General features: G+C 67.8%; 15 protein-coding genes. 10 read left to right on the top strand and 5 right to left on the bottom strand.

Annotated elements, in window-relative coordinates:
- Positions 1 to 35 precede the first annotated feature (35 nt).
- Positions 36 to 2,360 (top strand): FdhF/YdeP family oxidoreductase, encoded by a 2,325-nt coding sequence (locus WS57_RS05210; RefSeq protein ID WP_059480131.1) that lies wholly within the window; start codon positions 36 to 38, stop codon positions 2,358 to 2,360.
- Positions 2,361 to 2,372: 12 nt separating this feature from the next.
- Entirely contained in the window at positions 2,373 to 3,293 is a 921-nt protein-coding gene (locus WS57_RS05205) for a bestrophin family protein (protein WP_059517395.1), read from the top strand.
- A 24-nt stretch (positions 3,294 to 3,317) separates the two neighbouring features.
- Here the strand turns inward: WS57_RS05205 and WS57_RS05200 are convergent, their stop codons facing one another.
- Positions 3,318 to 5,357, bottom strand: coding sequence for an FUSC family protein (locus tag WS57_RS05200; protein WP_059517397.1), 2,040 nt, complete (start codon positions 5,355 to 5,357; stop codon positions 3,318 to 3,320).
- A gap of 145 nt (positions 5,358 to 5,502) precedes the next feature.
- Between WS57_RS05200 and WS57_RS05195 the strand changes: the two genes are divergently transcribed.
- From WS57_RS05195 to WS57_RS05175, 5 genes are all read left to right on the top strand, one after another.
- Positions 5,503 to 6,405, top strand: a complete 903-nt coding sequence (locus WS57_RS05195) for a LysR family transcriptional regulator (protein ID WP_060254320.1) — start codon at positions 5,503 to 5,505, stop codon at positions 6,403 to 6,405.
- Between the two features lie 383 nt (positions 6,406 to 6,788).
- Complete coding sequence (locus tag WS57_RS05190) at positions 6,789 to 8,348, top strand: DHA2 family efflux MFS transporter permease subunit (protein WP_069243832.1); 1,560 nt, start codon at positions 6,789 to 6,791, stop codon at positions 8,346 to 8,348.
- Positions 8,349 to 8,491: 143 nt separating this feature from the next.
- Positions 8,492 to 8,821 carry a hypothetical protein gene (locus WS57_RS05185; protein WP_069243831.1) on the top strand — a complete coding sequence of 110 codons (330 nt, stop codon included), beginning with the start codon at positions 8,492 to 8,494 and terminating at the stop codon, positions 8,819 to 8,821.
- 257 nt (positions 8,822 to 9,078) lie between these two features.
- Positions 9,079 to 9,411 carry a hypothetical protein gene (locus WS57_RS05180; RefSeq protein ID WP_059517402.1) on the top strand — a complete coding sequence of 111 codons (333 nt, stop codon included), beginning with the start codon at positions 9,079 to 9,081 and terminating at the stop codon, positions 9,409 to 9,411.
- A gap of 114 nt (positions 9,412 to 9,525) precedes the next feature.
- Positions 9,526 to 11,115: an ABC transporter substrate-binding protein gene (locus WS57_RS05175; RefSeq protein ID WP_069243830.1), complete on the top strand. Its 1,590-nt coding sequence runs from the start codon at positions 9,526 to 9,528 to the stop codon at positions 11,113 to 11,115.
- Positions 11,116 to 11,174: 59 nt separating this feature from the next.
- Here WS57_RS05175 and WS57_RS05170 read toward each other — a convergent pair whose 3' ends face one another.
- The 4 genes from WS57_RS05170 to WS57_RS05155 form a co-directional block, all read right to left on the bottom strand.
- Positions 11,175 to 12,482 carry an Nramp family divalent metal transporter gene (locus WS57_RS05170; protein ID WP_059604154.1) on the bottom strand — a complete coding sequence of 436 codons (1,308 nt, stop codon included), beginning with the start codon at positions 12,480 to 12,482 and terminating at the stop codon, positions 11,175 to 11,177.
- An 87-nt stretch (positions 12,483 to 12,569) separates the two neighbouring features.
- On the bottom strand, positions 12,570 to 13,826 hold the full coding sequence (locus WS57_RS05165) for an oxalate decarboxylase family bicupin (protein WP_059517408.1): 1,257 nt from the start codon (positions 13,824 to 13,826) through the stop codon (positions 12,570 to 12,572).
- A 402-nt stretch (positions 13,827 to 14,228) separates the two neighbouring features.
- Positions 14,229 to 15,563, bottom strand: a complete 1,335-nt coding sequence (locus WS57_RS05160) for a type II toxin-antitoxin system HipA family toxin (RefSeq protein WP_069243829.1) — start codon at positions 15,561 to 15,563, stop codon at positions 14,229 to 14,231.
- Positions 15,564 to 15,566: 3 nt separating this feature from the next.
- Positions 15,567 to 15,815, bottom strand: a complete 249-nt coding sequence (locus WS57_RS05155) for a helix-turn-helix domain-containing protein (protein WP_009692091.1) — start codon at positions 15,813 to 15,815, stop codon at positions 15,567 to 15,569.
- A 50-nt stretch (positions 15,816 to 15,865) separates the two neighbouring features.
- Here WS57_RS05155 and WS57_RS36870 point away from each other — a divergent pair, with 50 nt between their 5' ends.
- From WS57_RS36870 to ddpX, 3 genes are read left to right on the top strand one after another with little or no spacing between them, the layout of a single operon-like run.
- Entirely contained in the window at positions 15,866 to 16,015 is a 150-nt protein-coding gene (locus WS57_RS36870) for a hypothetical protein (RefSeq protein ID WP_155774258.1), read from the top strand.
- Positions 16,016 to 16,050: 35 nt separating this feature from the next.
- Positions 16,051 to 16,917, top strand: coding sequence for a sap1 transcriptional regulator SapR (sapR, locus tag WS57_RS05150; protein WP_009692090.1), 867 nt, complete (start codon positions 16,051 to 16,053; stop codon positions 16,915 to 16,917).
- A gap of 24 nt (positions 16,918 to 16,941) precedes the next feature.
- Positions 16,942 to 17,505 carry a D-alanyl-D-alanine dipeptidase gene (gene ddpX, locus WS57_RS05145; protein ID WP_009692089.1) on the top strand — a complete coding sequence of 188 codons (564 nt, stop codon included), beginning with the start codon at positions 16,942 to 16,944 and terminating at the stop codon, positions 17,503 to 17,505.
- Positions 17,506 to 17,542 lie beyond the last annotated feature (37 nt).

Here is a 17,542-nt window from a genome sequence, read left to right as displayed (position 1 = left end):
ACTCTGCACCCATCGATCCCGACTCACGCAGCATCATGAAAAAGAAATCCGCCACCGCGCGCATCGAGCCCTATACCCATCCCGCCGCTGGCTGGGGCGCGCTGAAAGCCGTCACGATCAACCTGATCAAGGAAAAGGTCGCCGGCGGCAACTACCGCACGCTGCTGCGCCAGAACCAGCCGGACGGCTTCGACTGCCCCGGCTGCGCATGGCCCGATCGCCAGCACGCGTCGACCTTCGAATTCTGCGAGAACGGCGTGAAGGCCGTCGCGGCCGAAGCGACCAGCAAGCGCGTGACGCCCGCGTTCTTCGCCGCGCACACGGTAACCGAGCTGCTCGAACAGTCGGACTTCGAACTCGAGCAGCACGGCCGGCTCACCGATCCGATGGTGTACGACGCGCAGACCGACCGCTACGTGCCGATCGCGTGGGACGAGGCGTTCGCGCTGATCGCGCGCCACCTGCGCGCGCTGCCCGACCCGAACCAGGCCGCGTTCTACACGTCGGGCCGCGCGAGCAACGAAGCGGCGTTCCTGTATCAGTTGCTGGTGCGGCGGTACGGCACGAACAATTTCCCCGACTGCTCGAACATGTGCCACGAGGCGACCAGCCGCGGGCTGCCGGCGTCGGTCGGCGTCGGCAAGGGCACCGTCACGCTCGACGATTTCGAGCACGCAGACACGCTGCTGATCTTCGGCCAGAACCCGGCGACCAACCATCCGCGCATGCTCGGCGAGCTGCGCGAATGCGCTAAGCGCGGCGCGACGATCGTGTCGATCAACCCGCTGAAGGAACGCGGGCTCGAGCGCTTCGCCGATCCGCAAAGCCCGCTCGAAATGCTGACGATGTCGGGCACCCGGATCGCATCGACGTTCATCCAGCCGACCATCGGCGGCGATTTCGCGCTGATCAAGGGCATCGCGAAACGCGTGCTCGAACTCGACGACGCCGCGCGCGCCGCCGGCGCATCGCGCGTACTCGACATCGCGTTCATCGACGAGCACACGGCCGGCTTCGACGCATTCGCCGACGATCTGCGCCGCGAAAGCTGGGCCGCGCTGACCGCCGAGAGCGGCGTGCCGTACGAGCAGATCGACGGCCTCGCGCAACGCTACGCACGCAGCGAACGCGTGATCGCGACCTGGGGGATGGGCATCACGCAGCACAAGCATTCGGTCGCGACCGTGCAGATGCTGACCAACCTGATGCTGATGCGCGGCAACATCGGCCGCCCCGGCGCGGGCCTGTGCCCGGTGCGCGGCCACTCGAACGTGCAGGGCAACCGCACGGTCGGCATCGAGGAAAAGCCGACGCAGGCCTTCCTCGACCGGCTCGGCCGCGTGTTCGACTTCGAGCCGCCGCGCCATCACGGCTACGACGTCGTCGAGACGATCGAGGCGATGCTCGAAGGCCGCGTGAAGGTGCTGATCGGCCTGGGCGGCAACTTCGCGATGGCGACGCCCGACACGCCGCGCACCTGGGAAGGCATGCGCCGCTGCGACCTCACCGTGCACATCACGACCAAGCTCAACCGCAGCCACCTCGTGCACGGCCGCGACGCGCTGATCCTGCCGACGCTCGGCCGCACCGAGATCGACCTGCAGGACAACGTGCCGCAAGGCGTGACGGTCGAGGACTCGATGAGCATGGTGCACGTGTCGTACGGGATGAACAAGCCGGCGTCGCCGAACCTGATGTCGGAACCGGCGATCGTCGCGCACCTAGGCCACGCGCTGTTCGGCAGCGACAAGATCGACTGGCTCGCGTACAAGGACGACTACGCGAAGATCCGCGACGCGATCGAGGCGACCCTCGACGGCTTCTACGACTACAACGCGCGCATCGCGCGGCCGGGCGGCTTCCACCTGCGGGTCGCGTCGCGCGACCGCGAATGGCTGACGCCGACCGGCAAGGCGAACTTCATCGCGCATGCGCTGCCGACCGACACGCCGATCCAGCGCGCCCGCGCGCTGCACGGCGAGCGCCTGATGACGCTGATGACCACACGCTCGCACGACCAGTACAACACGACCGTGTACGGGCTCGACGACCGCTATCGCGGCGTGTTCGGGCAGCGCCGCGTGGTGTTCGCGAACCGCGACGATCTCGCGATGCTGGGGCTGAAGGCCGGCGAATGGGTGGACATGGAAACCGTGTGGCACGACGGCATCGAGCGGCGCGCGGACGGCTTCCTGCTCGTCGAATACGACATCCCGCGCGGCTGCATCGGCGCGTACTACCCGGAAACGAACCCGCTGGTGCCGCTCGACAGCGTCGGCGACGTGTGCAACACGCCGACCTCGAAGTCGATCCCGGTGCTGCTGCATCGCGCGGCCGCGCCGGCCTCGATCGCCGCCTGACGGAGCGCCGCGATGATCGTTCGCCCGCGCGAGCACTGGCTGCGCATGCTGCTGGTCTGGAACGGCTCGGTGCTGCCGACGATCCTGCCGCAGCTCGTGCTGACGCTCGTCATCAGCCTGGTCGCGGTCTGGGGCGGCGGCCGCGTGCTCGGCGAGAAGGTGCCGCTGAACCCGACGCCGTTCACGCTGATCGGCCTGACGCTCGCGATCTTCGCGGGGTTTCGCAACAACGCGAGCTACGACCGCTACCGCGAGGCGCGGCAGCTGTGGGGCGGCGTGCTGACCGCCGCGCGCACGCTGACGTCGCAGGCGCTCTGCTACGGCGCGGTTCCGCCCGACGCACGCGAGCGACGCGCGTTCGTGCGCACGGTCATCGCGTTCGTCCATGCGCTCAAGCACCAGTTGCGCGGCACCGATCCGGTCGACGACCTGCGCCCGCTGCTCGACGACGCGACCCACGCGCGCATCGCCGCCGCGCGGTTTCGTCCCGTCGCGATCGTGCACGAACTGCGCGCGACCTTCGCGGCGCGCGCCGACGCGGGCCGCCTCGCCGACACGCGATTGTGGATGCTCGATGCGCGCCTCGACGATCTCGTGTCGATGGTCAGCGGCTGCGAGCGCATCGCGTCGACGCCGATCCCGTTCTCGTACGACGTGCTGCTGCACCGGACCATCTACGCGTACTGCGTACTGCTGCCGTTCGGCCTCGTCGATTCGATCGGCGCGGCGACGCCGTTCGTCACCGTGTTCGTCGCTTACACGCTGATCGCGCTCGACGCGATCGCGCATGCGATCGCCGAGCCGTTCGGCGACGGGCCGAACCATCTCGCGCTCGATGCGATCACGCGGCAGATCGAGCGCACGCTGCTCGAACTGAACCGCGAGCCGCTGCCGGCGGAAGTGATGCCCGGCAAGGCGTATCGGCTCAGCTAAGGCGCCTGGGTCGCCTGGTTCGCGTCAATCGCGTCGATCACGTCGATCGCACAGGAACTCGCCGTGCGCAGCGACCGCGTCTGCGATCGTCCGCAGCAGCACGACGCCGGACAGCAGCACGCGCCCGTCGTCGCTGTCGAGATCGGCCACGCGCCGTCGCAGCGCGCGGGCCGCTGCGTCGCAGGCTCGTTCGATCCGGGCGAACTCCTGCCGCCCGATCCGCCCCCGCACCACCGCCACGGCCCGGCGCGCGGCCGGTTCGCGCGCCGCCAGTGCGGCCAGCGCCAGCAGGCTGTCGCCAATCGTCCAGGTCGCGAGCAGGTCGCGCAGATCACGCTCGATGACGGCCTGCGGCAAGCTGCCCGCGAAGCCGAACGCGCGCGCGAGACGGTCGGCCGTGCGGCTCAGCCATGCGCTCTCGCGCCACTTGTGCGGATCGCGGGCCAGGCTCGCGAGATCGCGGCGCACGGCGCGATGCATGCGACGCCGGCTCCCGCCGGGGTCGCCGGGAAACACCAGTGCGAACACCAGCGCGCCGAATGCGATGCCGAGCAGCGTCGCGAGCGCCGAGTTCAGGAATGCGGCGTCGCCGATGCGCGCGGTATTGTCCGGCGACGTGAAATTCCAGAAGAAGATCGAGAAGCCGCTGCCGATACCGGCCGTGCGCGGATTGCGCATCGCGATCCCGGTGCCGATCATGAACACGCCGAGGATGTAGGCGAGCATCTCGAAACCCGACACCGCCGGCAGCAGCACGAAATTGCAGAGCGCGCCCGCGACCGCCGCGCAGGCTGCCCCTTTCAGGAAGCCGACGGTGGCGCTTACCGAATTCGGGCGCGTCGAGAACAGCGCGCAGACCACGCCCGTGATCGCGACGAAACCGCCGCCCGACGGCCACGCGCTGACGATCCAGATCGCCGCCGCGGCCAGCACCGCGACGAATGCGCGAATGCCGTTGTGCCACGCAAGCACCGCGTCCCGATGGTACGCATAGCGGACGCGCGACGTCGGCCGCTGCTCCCGGTCGATCAGCGTCTTGCCCGCAAACGCGCGCTCGAACCCGGCGAGCACCGCCGCGAGCCGGTCGAGCGTGAGCAGGCGCGACGGGTCCGAACCGACCGGCTCGGCGGCTTCGGCGCGCAACGCGTCGTTTACGCGCGTGCGCAGCGCCGACATCTCCGGCCCCGCCTCGGCCGATGCGGCCACGCCGTCGAGCACGCGCGCGGCATCGGCAACCAGCGGCTCCGGCTCGCCGCCGCTGCGCGCCGCATGCTCGCGCAGCGCCTGCCCCGCGGCCTGCGCGGACAGCACGCCCAGCACCGCGGTGCGCAGATGGCCGATCGCGTTGCGCACCGGCGGCGCGCCCGCGGCCGCATACTCGGCCGCCGTGTCGAGCTCGAGCGCGTCGGCGAACAGCCGATGCACGGCCGCGCCGTTCGGCTCGCGGCGCAGCGCGCCCGCGCCGACGGCGGCCGCGTGCCGCAGATAGTTCGCGAACCGCGCGCGCACGTCGCGCAGCGGCGAGCCCGGAGCGAACACCGTCTCGAACGCCGCGCCGCACAGGATGCCGACCACCACGTACAGGAACCGCGCGGTGGCGATGTCGAACGCGTGCAGCGGCGCGGACACCGCGTCCATCGCGATGATGGCCGCCGTGTAGCCCGCCAGCACCGCCGCGTACGCGCGAAAATTCCGCAGAAAGGTCGCGACGCCCGCGCACAGACCGATCCATCCCGCGAGCGCCGGCACGAACAGTTCGGGCGTCTGCGCGAACGCGCCGGTCAGCACGAGCGCGACCACCGCACCGACCGCGGTGCCGAGAATCCGGTACTGACTCTTCGACAGCCCCATTCCGCGGCTGCCTTGCGCCACGATCCAGACGGTCGACGCGGCCCATTTCGGGTCGTCGAGATTCATCCGGAACGCGATATAGAGGGCAAGCAGCGAGGCGGCCGTATTGCGCAGCGCGAAGCCGAGCGCGCCGGGCGGCAGCGTCGGGCATGCGTCGCGCAGCGCGGTACGGACGGCCGCGAACGGCGGCAGGTTGGGGAGCGCGAATTTCATGCGGCGAGCATACGATTGCGCGGCTCGGCCACTAAGACGCCCCGGCGGGATGCGTTATTGCACCTGGCAGGATAATCGGCGCGACCGACAGGAATCGCCGCGGGAACGCTAAGATGCGCGGAGGCCGACCCTTCAGGCATTTTTCATGGACTTCGACAGCATCCGGATCTTCCTGCGCGTGGTGGAACGCGGCAGCTTCACCGCCGCCGCCACGCTCCTCGACATGCCGCTCAGCCGCGTGAGCCGCAAGGTCAAGCAGCTCGAAGACGACCTCGGCGTGCAGCTGCTGTACCGCACCACGCGCCGCGTGTCCGTTACCGAGGCCGGGCGCGACTACTACGAGCGCTGCCTGCGCGCCGAGGAAATCCTGCTCGACGCCGATCGCCAGGCCCGCGCGCTGCGCACCGCGCCGGAAGGCACGCTGCGCGTGCTGGTGCCCTACTCGATCGGCCTCTTCGAACTGGAGCCGGCGCTCGCCGAGTTTCGCCGGCGCTATCCGCTGGTCCAGCTCGTGCTGATCTACGACAACAACCCGCTCGACCTGGTCGAGCACGGCTTCGACGTCGCCCTGCGCGCGGGCGTGCTGACCGATTCCAGCTACGTCGCGCGCTCGCTCGGCTGGTCGCAGGCGAAGCTCGCGGCGAGTCCCGCCTATCTCGATCGCGTCGGCCGGCCGTGCACGCCGCACGACCTCGCGCAGCACGACCTGCTGCTGGTCGGACGCGACGCGCCGGGCCTGACGCTGCGGCTCACCAACGTGGCCGGCGAAGTGGCCGACGTGCCGGTGCGGCCGGTACTGATCACGAACGAATCGGTGACGGTGTTGCGCCAGGCCGCGAGCGGCGGCGGTATCGCGTTGATCTCGACGCACTACACGGGCCGTCGGCTCGAACGGAACGAACTCGAAATCGTGCTGCCCGACTGGCACCGCAGCGACGACGTCGAGCTGCACGTGCTCTACCCGCGGCGCGCGACGCTCGACAGCAAGGTGCGCGCCTTCGTCGATTTCCTCGCGGAGGTGTTCACCGGATGGCGCGCCGCGCCGTGAGCGTCCGGTTCGCGGGCCGATTATTGCGCACGGCGCAATCGATTGATGAGCCGGGGCCAGTTGATGGTCGCGCGCCGCATCATTAGCCTGTGTCGATGCAAAACGACCACGACCGCGGCCGCCTGAGCGCCGCCCGCAGACGCGTCATGCGCGTCGCGCCTTCCTGACCGCCGCCCTCCCGCCGTTCCGAGGCCGCTCACGGCTTCGTGCATCCGATCCAGCCGCCTGCTGCACGCGGTGCCCCGCCGACGGGGCGCACATCGCGCGCGGCGGGTTTCCGTCCGTTTCGCGGCGCAACCGCGCAGGCGTCGCGCGTACGCGCCTGCGCGGTCGCGGAGACGCGTGCGCGCCGCCACGATCCCCCTTCTTCACGCAGGAACCGCATGTCCTCTCCGTCCTCCCCAGGCCCGTTGTCGGGCGGCCGGCTCGCGATCGGCACGATCGCGGTGTCGCTCGCGATGTTCATGAACGTGCTCGACTCGTCGATCGCGAACGTCGCGATCCCGACGATCTCGGGCGATCTCGGCGTGTCGGTCGACGAAGGCACGTGGGTGATCACGATCTTCGCAGCGGCGAACGCGGTGTCGATTCCGCTGACGGGCTGGCTCACGCAGCGCTTCGGCCAGGTCCGGCTGTTCGTCGCGTCGATCCTGCTGTTCGTGTTCGCATCGTGGCTGTGCGGGATCGCGCCGAACCTGCCGATGCTGCTCGCCGCCCGGATCCTGCAGGGTGCGGTTGCGGGCCCGCTCGCGCCGCTGTCGCAGGCGCTGCTGCTCGGTGCATGGCCGCGGCAGAAATCGTCGAGCGCGCTCGCGCTATGGTCGATGACGGCGCTGGTCGGCCCGATCGCAGGCCCGTCGCTGGGCGGCTGGATCACCTACGACTACAACTGGTCGTGGATCTTCTACATCAACATTCCGGTCGGCTTCTTCGCGGCGGCGGTCACGTGGCTCGTGTTCCGCGATCGCGAATCGGCCTCGCGCCGGCTGCCGATCGACACGGTCGGACTCGTGCTGCTCGTGATCTGGGTCGCATCGCTGCAGATCATGCTCGACAAGGGCAAGGACCTCGACTGGTTCAATTCGCCCATGGTCGTCGCGCTCGGCATCGTCGCGCTGGTCGGCTTCGCATTCTTCCTCGTATGGGAGCTCACCGAGAAGAACCCGATCGTCGACCTGCGCCTCTTCACGCAGCGCAACTTCGCGGGCGGCACGATCGCGATCTCGGTCGCGTACGGGATGTTCTTCGGCACGCTCGTGCTGCTGCCGCAATGGATGCAGGGCTACCTCGGCTACCGCGCGATCGACTCGGGGCTCGCGACCGCGCCGCTCGGGATCTTCGCAATCGTGCTCACGCCGGTCATGGGGCGCATCCTGCCGCGCACCGATCCGCGCTATATCGCGACGCTCGCATTCGTCGGCTTCGCCGCCGTGTTCATGATGCGCACCACGTTCTATGCCGACGTGTCGCACTGGGACCTGGTGCTGCCCACGCTGCTGCAGGGCATCCCGATGGCGATGTTCTTCGTGCCGCTGACGTCGATCATCCTGTCGGGACTGCCGCCGGAAAAAATCCCGGCCGCGGCGGGCCTGTCGAATTTCGGTCGCACGTTCTGCGGCGCGGTCGGCACGTCGCTGATCAGCAATGCGTGGAACGACCGCACGATCCTGCACCACACGCGGCTCACCGAACAGGCGAGCGTCGACAACCCGGTGTTCTCGCAACAGGTCGACGCGCTGCGCACGCTGCTGCACCTGAGCCCCGATTCGGCGTTCGCGTTCTTCAATGCGTCGGTCGATTCGCAGGCGGCCGTGATGGGGCTGAACGACATCTTCTACGTGTCGGCGATCATCTTCATCGCGATCATTCCGCTGATCTGGATCACGAAGCCCGCGCGCTCGGCCGACGGCGACGCGAATGCCGCGGCGGCGGGCGCGCACTGATCCGGCGCCCGGCCGCGTCCGCCAATCGGCAGACGTAATAAACGCTTGCAATCGATACAGATCGAGCGTCAACAGGCGGCGCGGGCAGCGCGTTTTTTCGTCAAGCGTCCACGATCCGGACGCGCAACGACAGGAGAAACATCATGCGAGCCCTTACCCGCCATTTCGCGATCGCCGCCACCCTGATGTCGGTGCTGACCGGCACCGCCTTCGCCGACACGCCGTGGCAGCAGGCGCATCCGCGCCGCGAAGAGGTCAACCAGCGCCTCGCGAACCAGAATCGCCGCATCCATCACGAAGTGAGGGAGGGCGAGATGTCGCACGCGCAGGCCGCGCGCCTGCACCGTGACGACCGCAAGATCCGCCAGGAAGAGCGGGACATGGCCGCGCAGGATCGCGGCCACATCACCAAGAGCGAACAGCACGTGCTGAACCGGCAGGAAAACGCGGTCGGCAACCGGATCGGTCAATAAGCGTTCACGACAAACCCGCCGATACCCGCGCCCAGTCGCCATCGCCTGAACACCCGCTGCCCGGTGCGGCAGCGGGTGCTTGTTGTATCGAATCGTTTCAGCCCGCAATCCGTGTCGGATGCTGCGGGTATACTTCGTCGTCAACCGCCCGCGTCGCCCGTCAAAAACGGCGCGATTCGCCGCGGTTTCGTCGCGAAGCTTCGCGTTTCGCCTACCCCGCGCCCCAGCCTCGACACGAGAGACACGACGATCCGACCATGAAACGATTCCTGCTGCTCCTTCCCGCCGCCCTGCTCGCTGCCTGCGGTTCGGCTCCTTCGTCCGAGTCCGCCGCGTCCGGCGCGGCGCCGATGATCTACGTGTCGTCGCAGCGTCCGGCCCACGCGATCGCCAACTGCCTCGACAGCCGGCTGTCGGGCACCGAGCAGTCGCAGCACAACGGCGTGACCGACATTACCGTCGGCTCGCGCGCGTATTTCGTCACGCTCACGCCGTCCGGCAACGGCTCGGTCGTCAAGGTCGTACGCGGCTCGGGCAGCGAGCCGGCCGAGGAAGCGATGCGCTTCGCGATCGCGCGCTGCGTGATCTGACGGCCGCCCGGGCGCATTCGCGCCGCGCCGGCCCCGCGCGCGCCGGTTATTTTCATCCGGACGGCCGTCGATGAGAGAATCGCACCCACGATTCCCTTTCGATGGAGCCTCCGCATGAAGCAACTGCTGTCCCGGCTGTTCGTCAGCGCCGCGCTCGTCGCCCTCGTTCCGGCGCTGCCGGCACAGGCCGCGACGCCGCCCGGCATCTTCGTCGTCGCCACCCAGCTCGGCGAATTCACGACGCTCGACCCGAGCGGCATTTACGAACTGGTGCCGTCCGAATATGTCGCGAACACCTACGAACGGCTCGTGCGCGTCGACCTGAAGGACCCGACGCGCTTCAATGGACAGATCGCACAGTCGTGGACGGTCGGCGCGGACGGCGTCACCTACACGTTCAAGCTGCGCCCCGGCCTCACGTTCCACTCCGGCAACCCGGTGACCGCCGACGACGTCGCATGGTCGTTGCAGCGCACCGTCCTGCTCGACAAGGGTCCGGCCGGCGTGCTCGCCGATCTCGGGCTCACGAAGGCCAACGTGATGCAGAAGGTCCGCGCGCTCGATCCGCAGACCGTCGTGCTCGAAACCGACCGCAAGTACGCACCGAGCTTCGTGCTCAACGTGCTGAGCGCGTGCCCGGCGTCGGTGTTCGACAAGAAGCTGCTGCTGTCGCACCAGCAGGGCAACGATTTCGGCAGCGGCTGGCTGAAGACCAACGATGCGGGCTCCGGTCCGTACCAGCTCGTCAAGTGGTCGCCGAACGAGAGCATCGTGCTGCAGCGTTTCGAGAAATACCGAACGCCGTACCCGATGAAGCGCGTCGTGCTGCGCCATGTGCCCGAAGCGTCCGCGCAGCGGCTGCTGCTCGAGAACGGCGACGTCGACGCCGCGCGCAACCTGAGCCCGGACAGCCTCGCGGCGCTGACGAAGGCCGGCAAGATCAAGGTCGCCTCATGGTCGGTGTCCGCGCTGCTGTACCTGAGCCTCAACACGAAGAACCCGAACCTCGCGAAGCCCGAGGTGCAGCAGGCGATGAAGTGGCTCGTCGACTACGACGGCATCCAGCGCAATATCGTCAGCACGACGTACAAGGTGCACCAGACCTTCCTGCCCGAAGGTTTCCTCGGCACGCTCAATGCACGGCCGTACAGGCAGGACGTCGCCAAAGCGAAGGCGCTGCTCGCCAAGGCCGGGCTGCCGAACGGCTTCGACGTGACGATGGACATGCCGAACGACTATCCGTACATCGAGATCGCGCAGGCGCTGCAGGCGAATTTCGCGCAAGGCGGGATCCGCGTGAAGCTGATCGCCGGCGACGCGAAGCAGGCGATCGGCAAGTACCGCGCGCGCCAGCACGACATCTTCATCGGCGAATGGTCGCCCGACTACATGGACCCGAACAGCAACGCGCGCGGCTTCGCATGGAATCCGGACAACTCGGACCAGTCGACCACGAAGATGCTCGCATGGCGCAACAGCTGGGACATCCCGCAACTGACGAAGGACACCGAGGCCGCGCTCGTCGAGCCGTCGCCGGCGAAGCGCGCGCAGCGTTACGAGGCGCTGCAGAAGGCCGTGCTCGCGAACTCGCCGTTCATCATCATGTTCGAGAAGGTCGTGCAGGTCGCGACGCGGCCGGGCACGACGGGGCCGGAGATCGGGCCGATCAACGATCTGGTTTCGTATCGGACCTTGAGCAAGTAACGCGCGGGATGACCGATCCGGCGGCGGCGCGCGCTGCCGGATCGGTTCAATGAATCGGTTCAGTTGAACGCAGCCCACACCAGGTACGCGTTCAACCCGACGATCACGACCGTCGCCGCACCGGCGACGATCCGCAGCGGCATCCGCATCGCATAGGCGCCCATCACGTCGCGGCGCGCCGACAGCATCAGCAGCGCGATCATCGGCATCGGCAGCACGAAGCTCAGCACGACCTGGCTCACGAGCATCGCGCGCGTGACGTCGCAGCCGAGCGCGACCACCGCGAATGCAGGCACGATGGTTACCGCGCGCCGCACCCACACCGACAGGCGGCGCCGGATGAAGCCCTGCATCACGACCTGCCCGGCCATCGTGCCGACCACCGAGCTCGACACGCCCGACGTCAGCAGCGCGACGAGAAACAATACGCCGGCCGCCGGCCCGAACACCGGGATCAGCGTGTGATACGCATCGCCGATGTCGGTCATGCCCGGCGCGCTCAGGTGGAACGCCGACGACGCCATCATCACCATCGCGATGTTCACGAACCCGGCCAGCCCGAGCGCGACGACGACCTCGCGATTCGAGAAGCGCACGAGCCGCTGCCGCTCCCGGTCGTCGCGCGGCGCGGTGCGGTCCTGCGTGAGGCCCGAGTGCAGATACAGCGTGTGCGGCATGATCGTCGCGCCGATGATGCCGACCGCGATCGCGAGCGCCGCGTGATCCGGGATCTGCGGGACCACCAGGTGGAACGCGGCCGACTGCCAGTCCGGCGGCGCGATCAGCAGTTCGCCGAGATAACACGCGCCGATCACGCCGACCAGCGCCGCGATCGCGGCTTCCAGCGGCCGGAAACCGCGCTTCTCGAGCGCGAGGATCGCGCAGGTCGCGAGCGCGGTCGCGATCATGCCCGCGAACAGCGACAGGTGACACAGCAGCCCGAACGCGAGCGCGCCGCCGAGGAATTCGGCGAGATCGGTCGCCATCGCGGCGATCTCCGACGCGATCCACATGCCCCACACCACCGGCGCGGGGAAATGGTCGCGGCACAGCTCGGCCAGGTTGCGGCCGGTGACGATGCCGAGCTTTGCCGACATCGCCTGGAACAGCATCGCGATCGCGTTCGCGGCGCACACGACCCACAGCAGCCGATAGCCATACGCGGCGCCGGCCTGGATATTGGTCGCGAAATTGCCGGGATCCATATAGCCGATCGACGCGATCACGGCCGGGCCGACGAACGGCAGCAGCGCGGCAAGGCCGGTGCGCCGCCCTTCCAGCGCGGCGCGCGCCGCGCCGCAGGCGCGCTCGGTGGACAGGCCCGGCAGCGTGAAGCCGCCGGCGGTTTTGCTGGTGACGGGAAGCATGGTCGGGTTCCTTTCCGATGGGAACGGCTTGCGCGGAAACGGGCGCCGCGGCCGGCATGCCGCCGGCGGCCCGCGGCGGTGGCGGCGTTACAGCGGCACGACGTCGGGACGGTTGCGGGGAAACTGCGCGATCACCTCCGGCGCGACCTTCAGGTGCGCTTCGACGAGCTTCGGCGGCGTATGCGCGAGCCAGTCGGACAGCGATACTTCCGCATAGCGGTCGGTCTTGAAGATCTCGAGGAACACCAGGTCGGTCTTGCCGGTGTTCTGCACGTAGTGCCCGAGGCTCTTCTTCACGTAGCCGACGTCGCCCGCGCGAAAGTCGGCGGTCTGCGCCTTCGGCCCGGTGTCGAACACGGTCATCCGCGCTTCGCCCTGCAGGTAGTACTGCCATTCGTCCGCGTTCGGATGCCAGTGCAGCTCGCGCATGCCGCCTGGATGCACGGTGACGAGCGCCGCCGCGACAGTCCTCGACACGTTGAAGTTGGTGCTGTCCGCGATCCGCACTTCGCCGCCGCGCGTCTTGCGGACCGGCTTCATGTCGCCGAGCGAGAAGACGAACGGCTGCGGCGGCGTGCCGGCCGACGCCGCCGACGCGCGCTGCGCCTCCGCGAGCGGCCCCGGATCGTCGCCCTGGAAGATCCACAGATTGTCGAGCGGGATGTTGCTGAACGCGTCGGCCGGCACGCCGAAGTTGAGCGCCAGCACGTCAGGCGGCGTATGCGCGACCCAGTCGGTCAGCAGCAGCGTATTGAATTCCGACGCGCGGCCGTTATCGAATGCGAGCAGGAATTCGGCGCCGTCGGCGCCGAGGCCCTGCAGCGAATGCGGCAGGCCGGGCGGGAAATACCAGAGATCGCCGGTCTTCACGTCCTGCACCGACGGCCGCCCCAGCTCGTCGAGCACCGTGATCCGGCAGCGACCGTCGAGCATGATCGCCCACTCGGCCTGCTGGTGCCAATGCAGTTCGCGAATGCCGCCGCGCGTCAGGCGCATGTTCACGCCTGAAATGGTTTCCGAAATCGCAAAATCGTCCTGCGTGACTTCGCGCGCCCAGCCGCCATTTTGAATGCGTTTATGGGCATTATTGAACGATGCCCAGAATAAGGGCATCCCGTTGATATCGGTGGCCGGCGGATCCTGAAAGGACGGAAACTGATTCGCCAATGCCGGGTTTTTCGGCCCCGGCTCGGTCAGGCTCTGGCGATTGAGTGCATTGGCCGCGCCCTCCGGCGGACGATCGGGGTTGCCGAACGACGCGGCCTTCGCCGATACGGCAAGACCGGCGGCGGCGATCGCGCCGGCCGTATTCGCAAGCATCTTGCGACGAGACAGACTGGTCATGGTTTTTCTCCATTCCTGCAATTAATCGAATTCCCGTTACGGAACAGATGCCTTTTCTCGAATAATCGAAAATCGAACATTCCGTCACGCAAGTAAAAGTCAAATTGCAGGAAAAATTAAATGAATTATTAACCTGACTTGATGATTTAATCTGATCGTCTTTAATTTTGTAAGTGTTGCGGTGCCGCGCGATTGCGCCGCGGTTGCCGGGCCGGACGGGCGATATGGACGCGCGGCGGCACGCGGTTGCGATGTCCTGGATCGGAGACAAGTACAACGGAAACTACCGGACACGCGATGCAGGATGCCGGCCGATCGATTCGGATTACCGAACGTATGTATCAAACCGGGGGGCGCGTCGAACTGCCGGCCCCGCCCGGTCCGGCCGCGCCGCGTTGCGGCTCACGCCAGCGGCGTTTCGTCGAGCCGCTGTGCGGCGAAGCGCAATCCGCCGAAGATGCGCTCCGCGAGCCGCGCGGGAAACCCCGGCGGCAACGCGGAGCCGACCGAATCGATCACGCGCGGCGTCGCGGCCACCAGCCGCTCGACGATCGGTGTCGCGATATCGCCGAGCAGGCACTGTTCGGCCATCACGCTGAAGTGCCGACGCGTCATATCCCGCATCGCGTAATGCTTGCGCTTGCCGTGAACGGCCATCGCCAGTTTCGCCTTGTGCCACGACCACTGGTTCGCGCCGTCGCCCTCCACCGGCCAGATCGACATCACGTCGTAGAGCGGCGTGAGGCGAAACCGGCCGCCGGGCAGCAGGCGCAGGCTGAAGTTCTTCGCATGCCCGTCCGGCGCTGCAAGCATCCAGAACACGACCAGCGCGGCGAACAGCGTATCGAGATCCGCTTGCGCCGCTTCCGAACGGCGCAGCAGGCCGACCAGATCGGGGACGCCCGGGCCGCCGTGCGACTCGTATTTGAGGTGAGGCGGCACGCCGAGCGCCTGGCAAAAATCTTCCTGCGGCAAGCGCAGCAGCGATGCGCCGTCGCGATGCAGCGCACGGTCGAAGCGCGCGACCGACAGCACCTTGTGCGCGCCGAAATGCACGATCCGCGCATCGGCCGCCGGCAAGCCGAATGCGCGCAGAATCGCGAGACACAGCCACTCGTTCTCGACCGACATCGTGAGATCGGCGCGCTTGTTGCCGACAAGCCCGAGCGGCAACTTGAGGATATGCGTGGTCGGCGTCGCGCCATGCGGGCGCATCCATCGCCCTTCGTGAAACAGCAGCGCGGTCTTTTCCTGTGCGCCGGCCAGCGACAGGCGGAAGTCGTCGTCATCGGCCGCGCCGGCGGCCACACCCGTCGCCTGGTCGAGCACGCGGGCGACCTCGTCGTCCGATAACGGCGTGCCGTCGATCCGGTCATGGCCGGCCGGCGACTCGTCTTCGCCGAGCAGTTGCACCGCGCCGACGCAATCGCGGCCGAGCGCGGCCAGCAAATCGAACGGCGCGATCGTCGCCGTACCGAAACGGGCCGCGAGGCGGCGGCGAATGACGTCGCTGTCAGGCAGCAGATTGTCGAAGTAGTAACCGACGCGCTCCCCACGCAACGGCGCATCGCCGACGCCGAACGGCAGCGACAGCGACAACGGGCGCCCGATCGCAGACTGCTTCCAGCCGGCGTCGTAGATCAGTTCCATGTCGCCGCGCACCGGGATCCGCCAGGTCCCGACACGCAGCCCGTTGGTCCAGATCGATAGCGCGCGCGTCGCGGATTTGCGCCCCATCGCCTACCACTCCGCGCCGCTCGCGCCGCTGTCCCCCTTCGTGCGAACGCCGAGTTCGAGGCCATACAGTGCAGTCAACGCAAGCAGCTGGTTCAACGACAGGCTCTCGGTACGCGTGGTTTCGAGCGCCGACAGGCGCGGCTGGCTGATTCCGGCCCGGGCGGCGGCTTCGGCCTGCGTCATGCCCTTGGCCTGGCGCGCGGACGACAGGATTTCGCCCAACTGGGCAGGGGTGTTGACGATGAAGTTCACGGCACGGATTCCTGGACAGAATCACCGCAGTATATTCCTGTGGCGAATAAATGCAAATTATTCACCACAGGAATAAACGTGATTTAATTGCAATACAAATAAATCCCGCTCCATTCCCCGCCACCCGCGCGCTATCACCTGCGCCAACCAATAGTTTTTATCCTCTGGCGCGAATGATTTTGGTTTTGTTAGATGAGTGACATCCGATCCCAGGACGACAGCGTTCTAACAGTCGATGACCTGCACGTTCGCCCGCACCGTCGAATCCCGCTTTGCCGAACTGACGCCGACCGCGAAGCGCATCGCGAGCTACATGCTCGCGAACCTCGACCGGCTCGGACTCGAAACCGCCGACCAGATCGCGCAGCAGGCCGGCACCAGCGGCATCTCGGTCGGACGCTTCCTGCGCAGCGTCGGCTATCGCAACCTCGACGACCTGAAGCGCGAACTGCGCGGCGGCGGCGACCGCCCGTGGATGATCACCGATCGCCTCGACGAATACCGCCGCACTGCCGGCGCGCCGTCGGCCGGCGCCGAACGCGCGCTCGCGTCGTCGCTCGAACGCGAACTCGACGCGATCCGCCACGTGTACCGGCTGGCCGAAGGCCCGGTGTTCGCCCAGGTCGCCGACCGCATCGCGCATGCCGATGCCGTGTTCATCCTCGGTATCCAGTCGACGCGCGGTATCAGCAATGCGTTCAGCAGCTATCTCGAATACGTGCGGCCGCACGTGTTCTATTCCGACGGCCAGTCGGGCTCGTACGTCGACTCGCTGAATTCCGGGTTCGAGCGGCCGTACTGCATCGTCACCGACACGCGCGCGTATTCGCGCAGTGCGCGGCGCTATTGCGAGGCCGCCGCCCGGTACGGCCAGCCGTTCGCGCTGGTCACCGACCTCTATTGCCCGTGGGCGCGCGAATGGCCGGCCGACCTGCTGCAAGTGAAAACCGACGTCGGACAATTCTGGGACTCGCTCGCGCCGCTCACCTGCCTGTTCAACCTGCTGATCAGCGCCGTGATCGACCGCCTCGGCCCCGCGATCGACCGGCGCGTCGCGCGCAACCGCGAACTGCAGCACACCTTCGACCAGTTCGAATCCTGAATGCCCGTGCCCACCGAACCGCCGATGACTTCTCACCGCCTCGTCGAAATCACGCCCGCCACGCACGGCGTCGACATCGACCTCGTCTACGCGACCGACCGCAACCTGACCGGCAAGCCGATCTATCGCCGCGCGCACTGCCTGCTGCTCGAACCGGCCGAGGCCGCGCTGCGCCGCGCGGTCGGGATCGCCGCGCAGGCCGGCCTCACGTTGCGCATCTACGATGCGTACCGGCCGCCGCAGGCGCAGCAGGTGCTGTGGGACTTCCTGCCCGATCCGAACTTCGTCGCGGATCTCGGTCGCGGCTCGAATCACAGCCGCGGCACCGCGCTCGACCTGACGCTCGTCGGCGCAAACGGCGAGCCGCTCGACATGGGCACCGGCTTCGACGAGATGGTCGCCGCGTCCGGTCATTTCCACACGGGGCTGCCCGACACCGTGCAACGCAACCGCCTGCTGCTGCTCGGCGTGATGCTCGCGGCCGGCTTCGCGCACATCGACAGCGAGTGGTGGCATTACGAACTGCCCGGCTCGCGCGCGCTGCCGCAGATCGACAACGCGGCGAGCGGCCCGTGGCGCCTGATGTGATGCACGCTTCGCCTTTCCGTTCACGTTCGACAACCGA

It is taken from the genome of Burkholderia pseudomultivorans, assembly GCF_001718415.1.
Taxonomy (GTDB): domain Bacteria; phylum Pseudomonadota; class Gammaproteobacteria; order Burkholderiales; family Burkholderiaceae; genus Burkholderia; species Burkholderia pseudomultivorans_A.
This window is presented reverse-complemented; position numbering and strand designations above follow the sequence as displayed.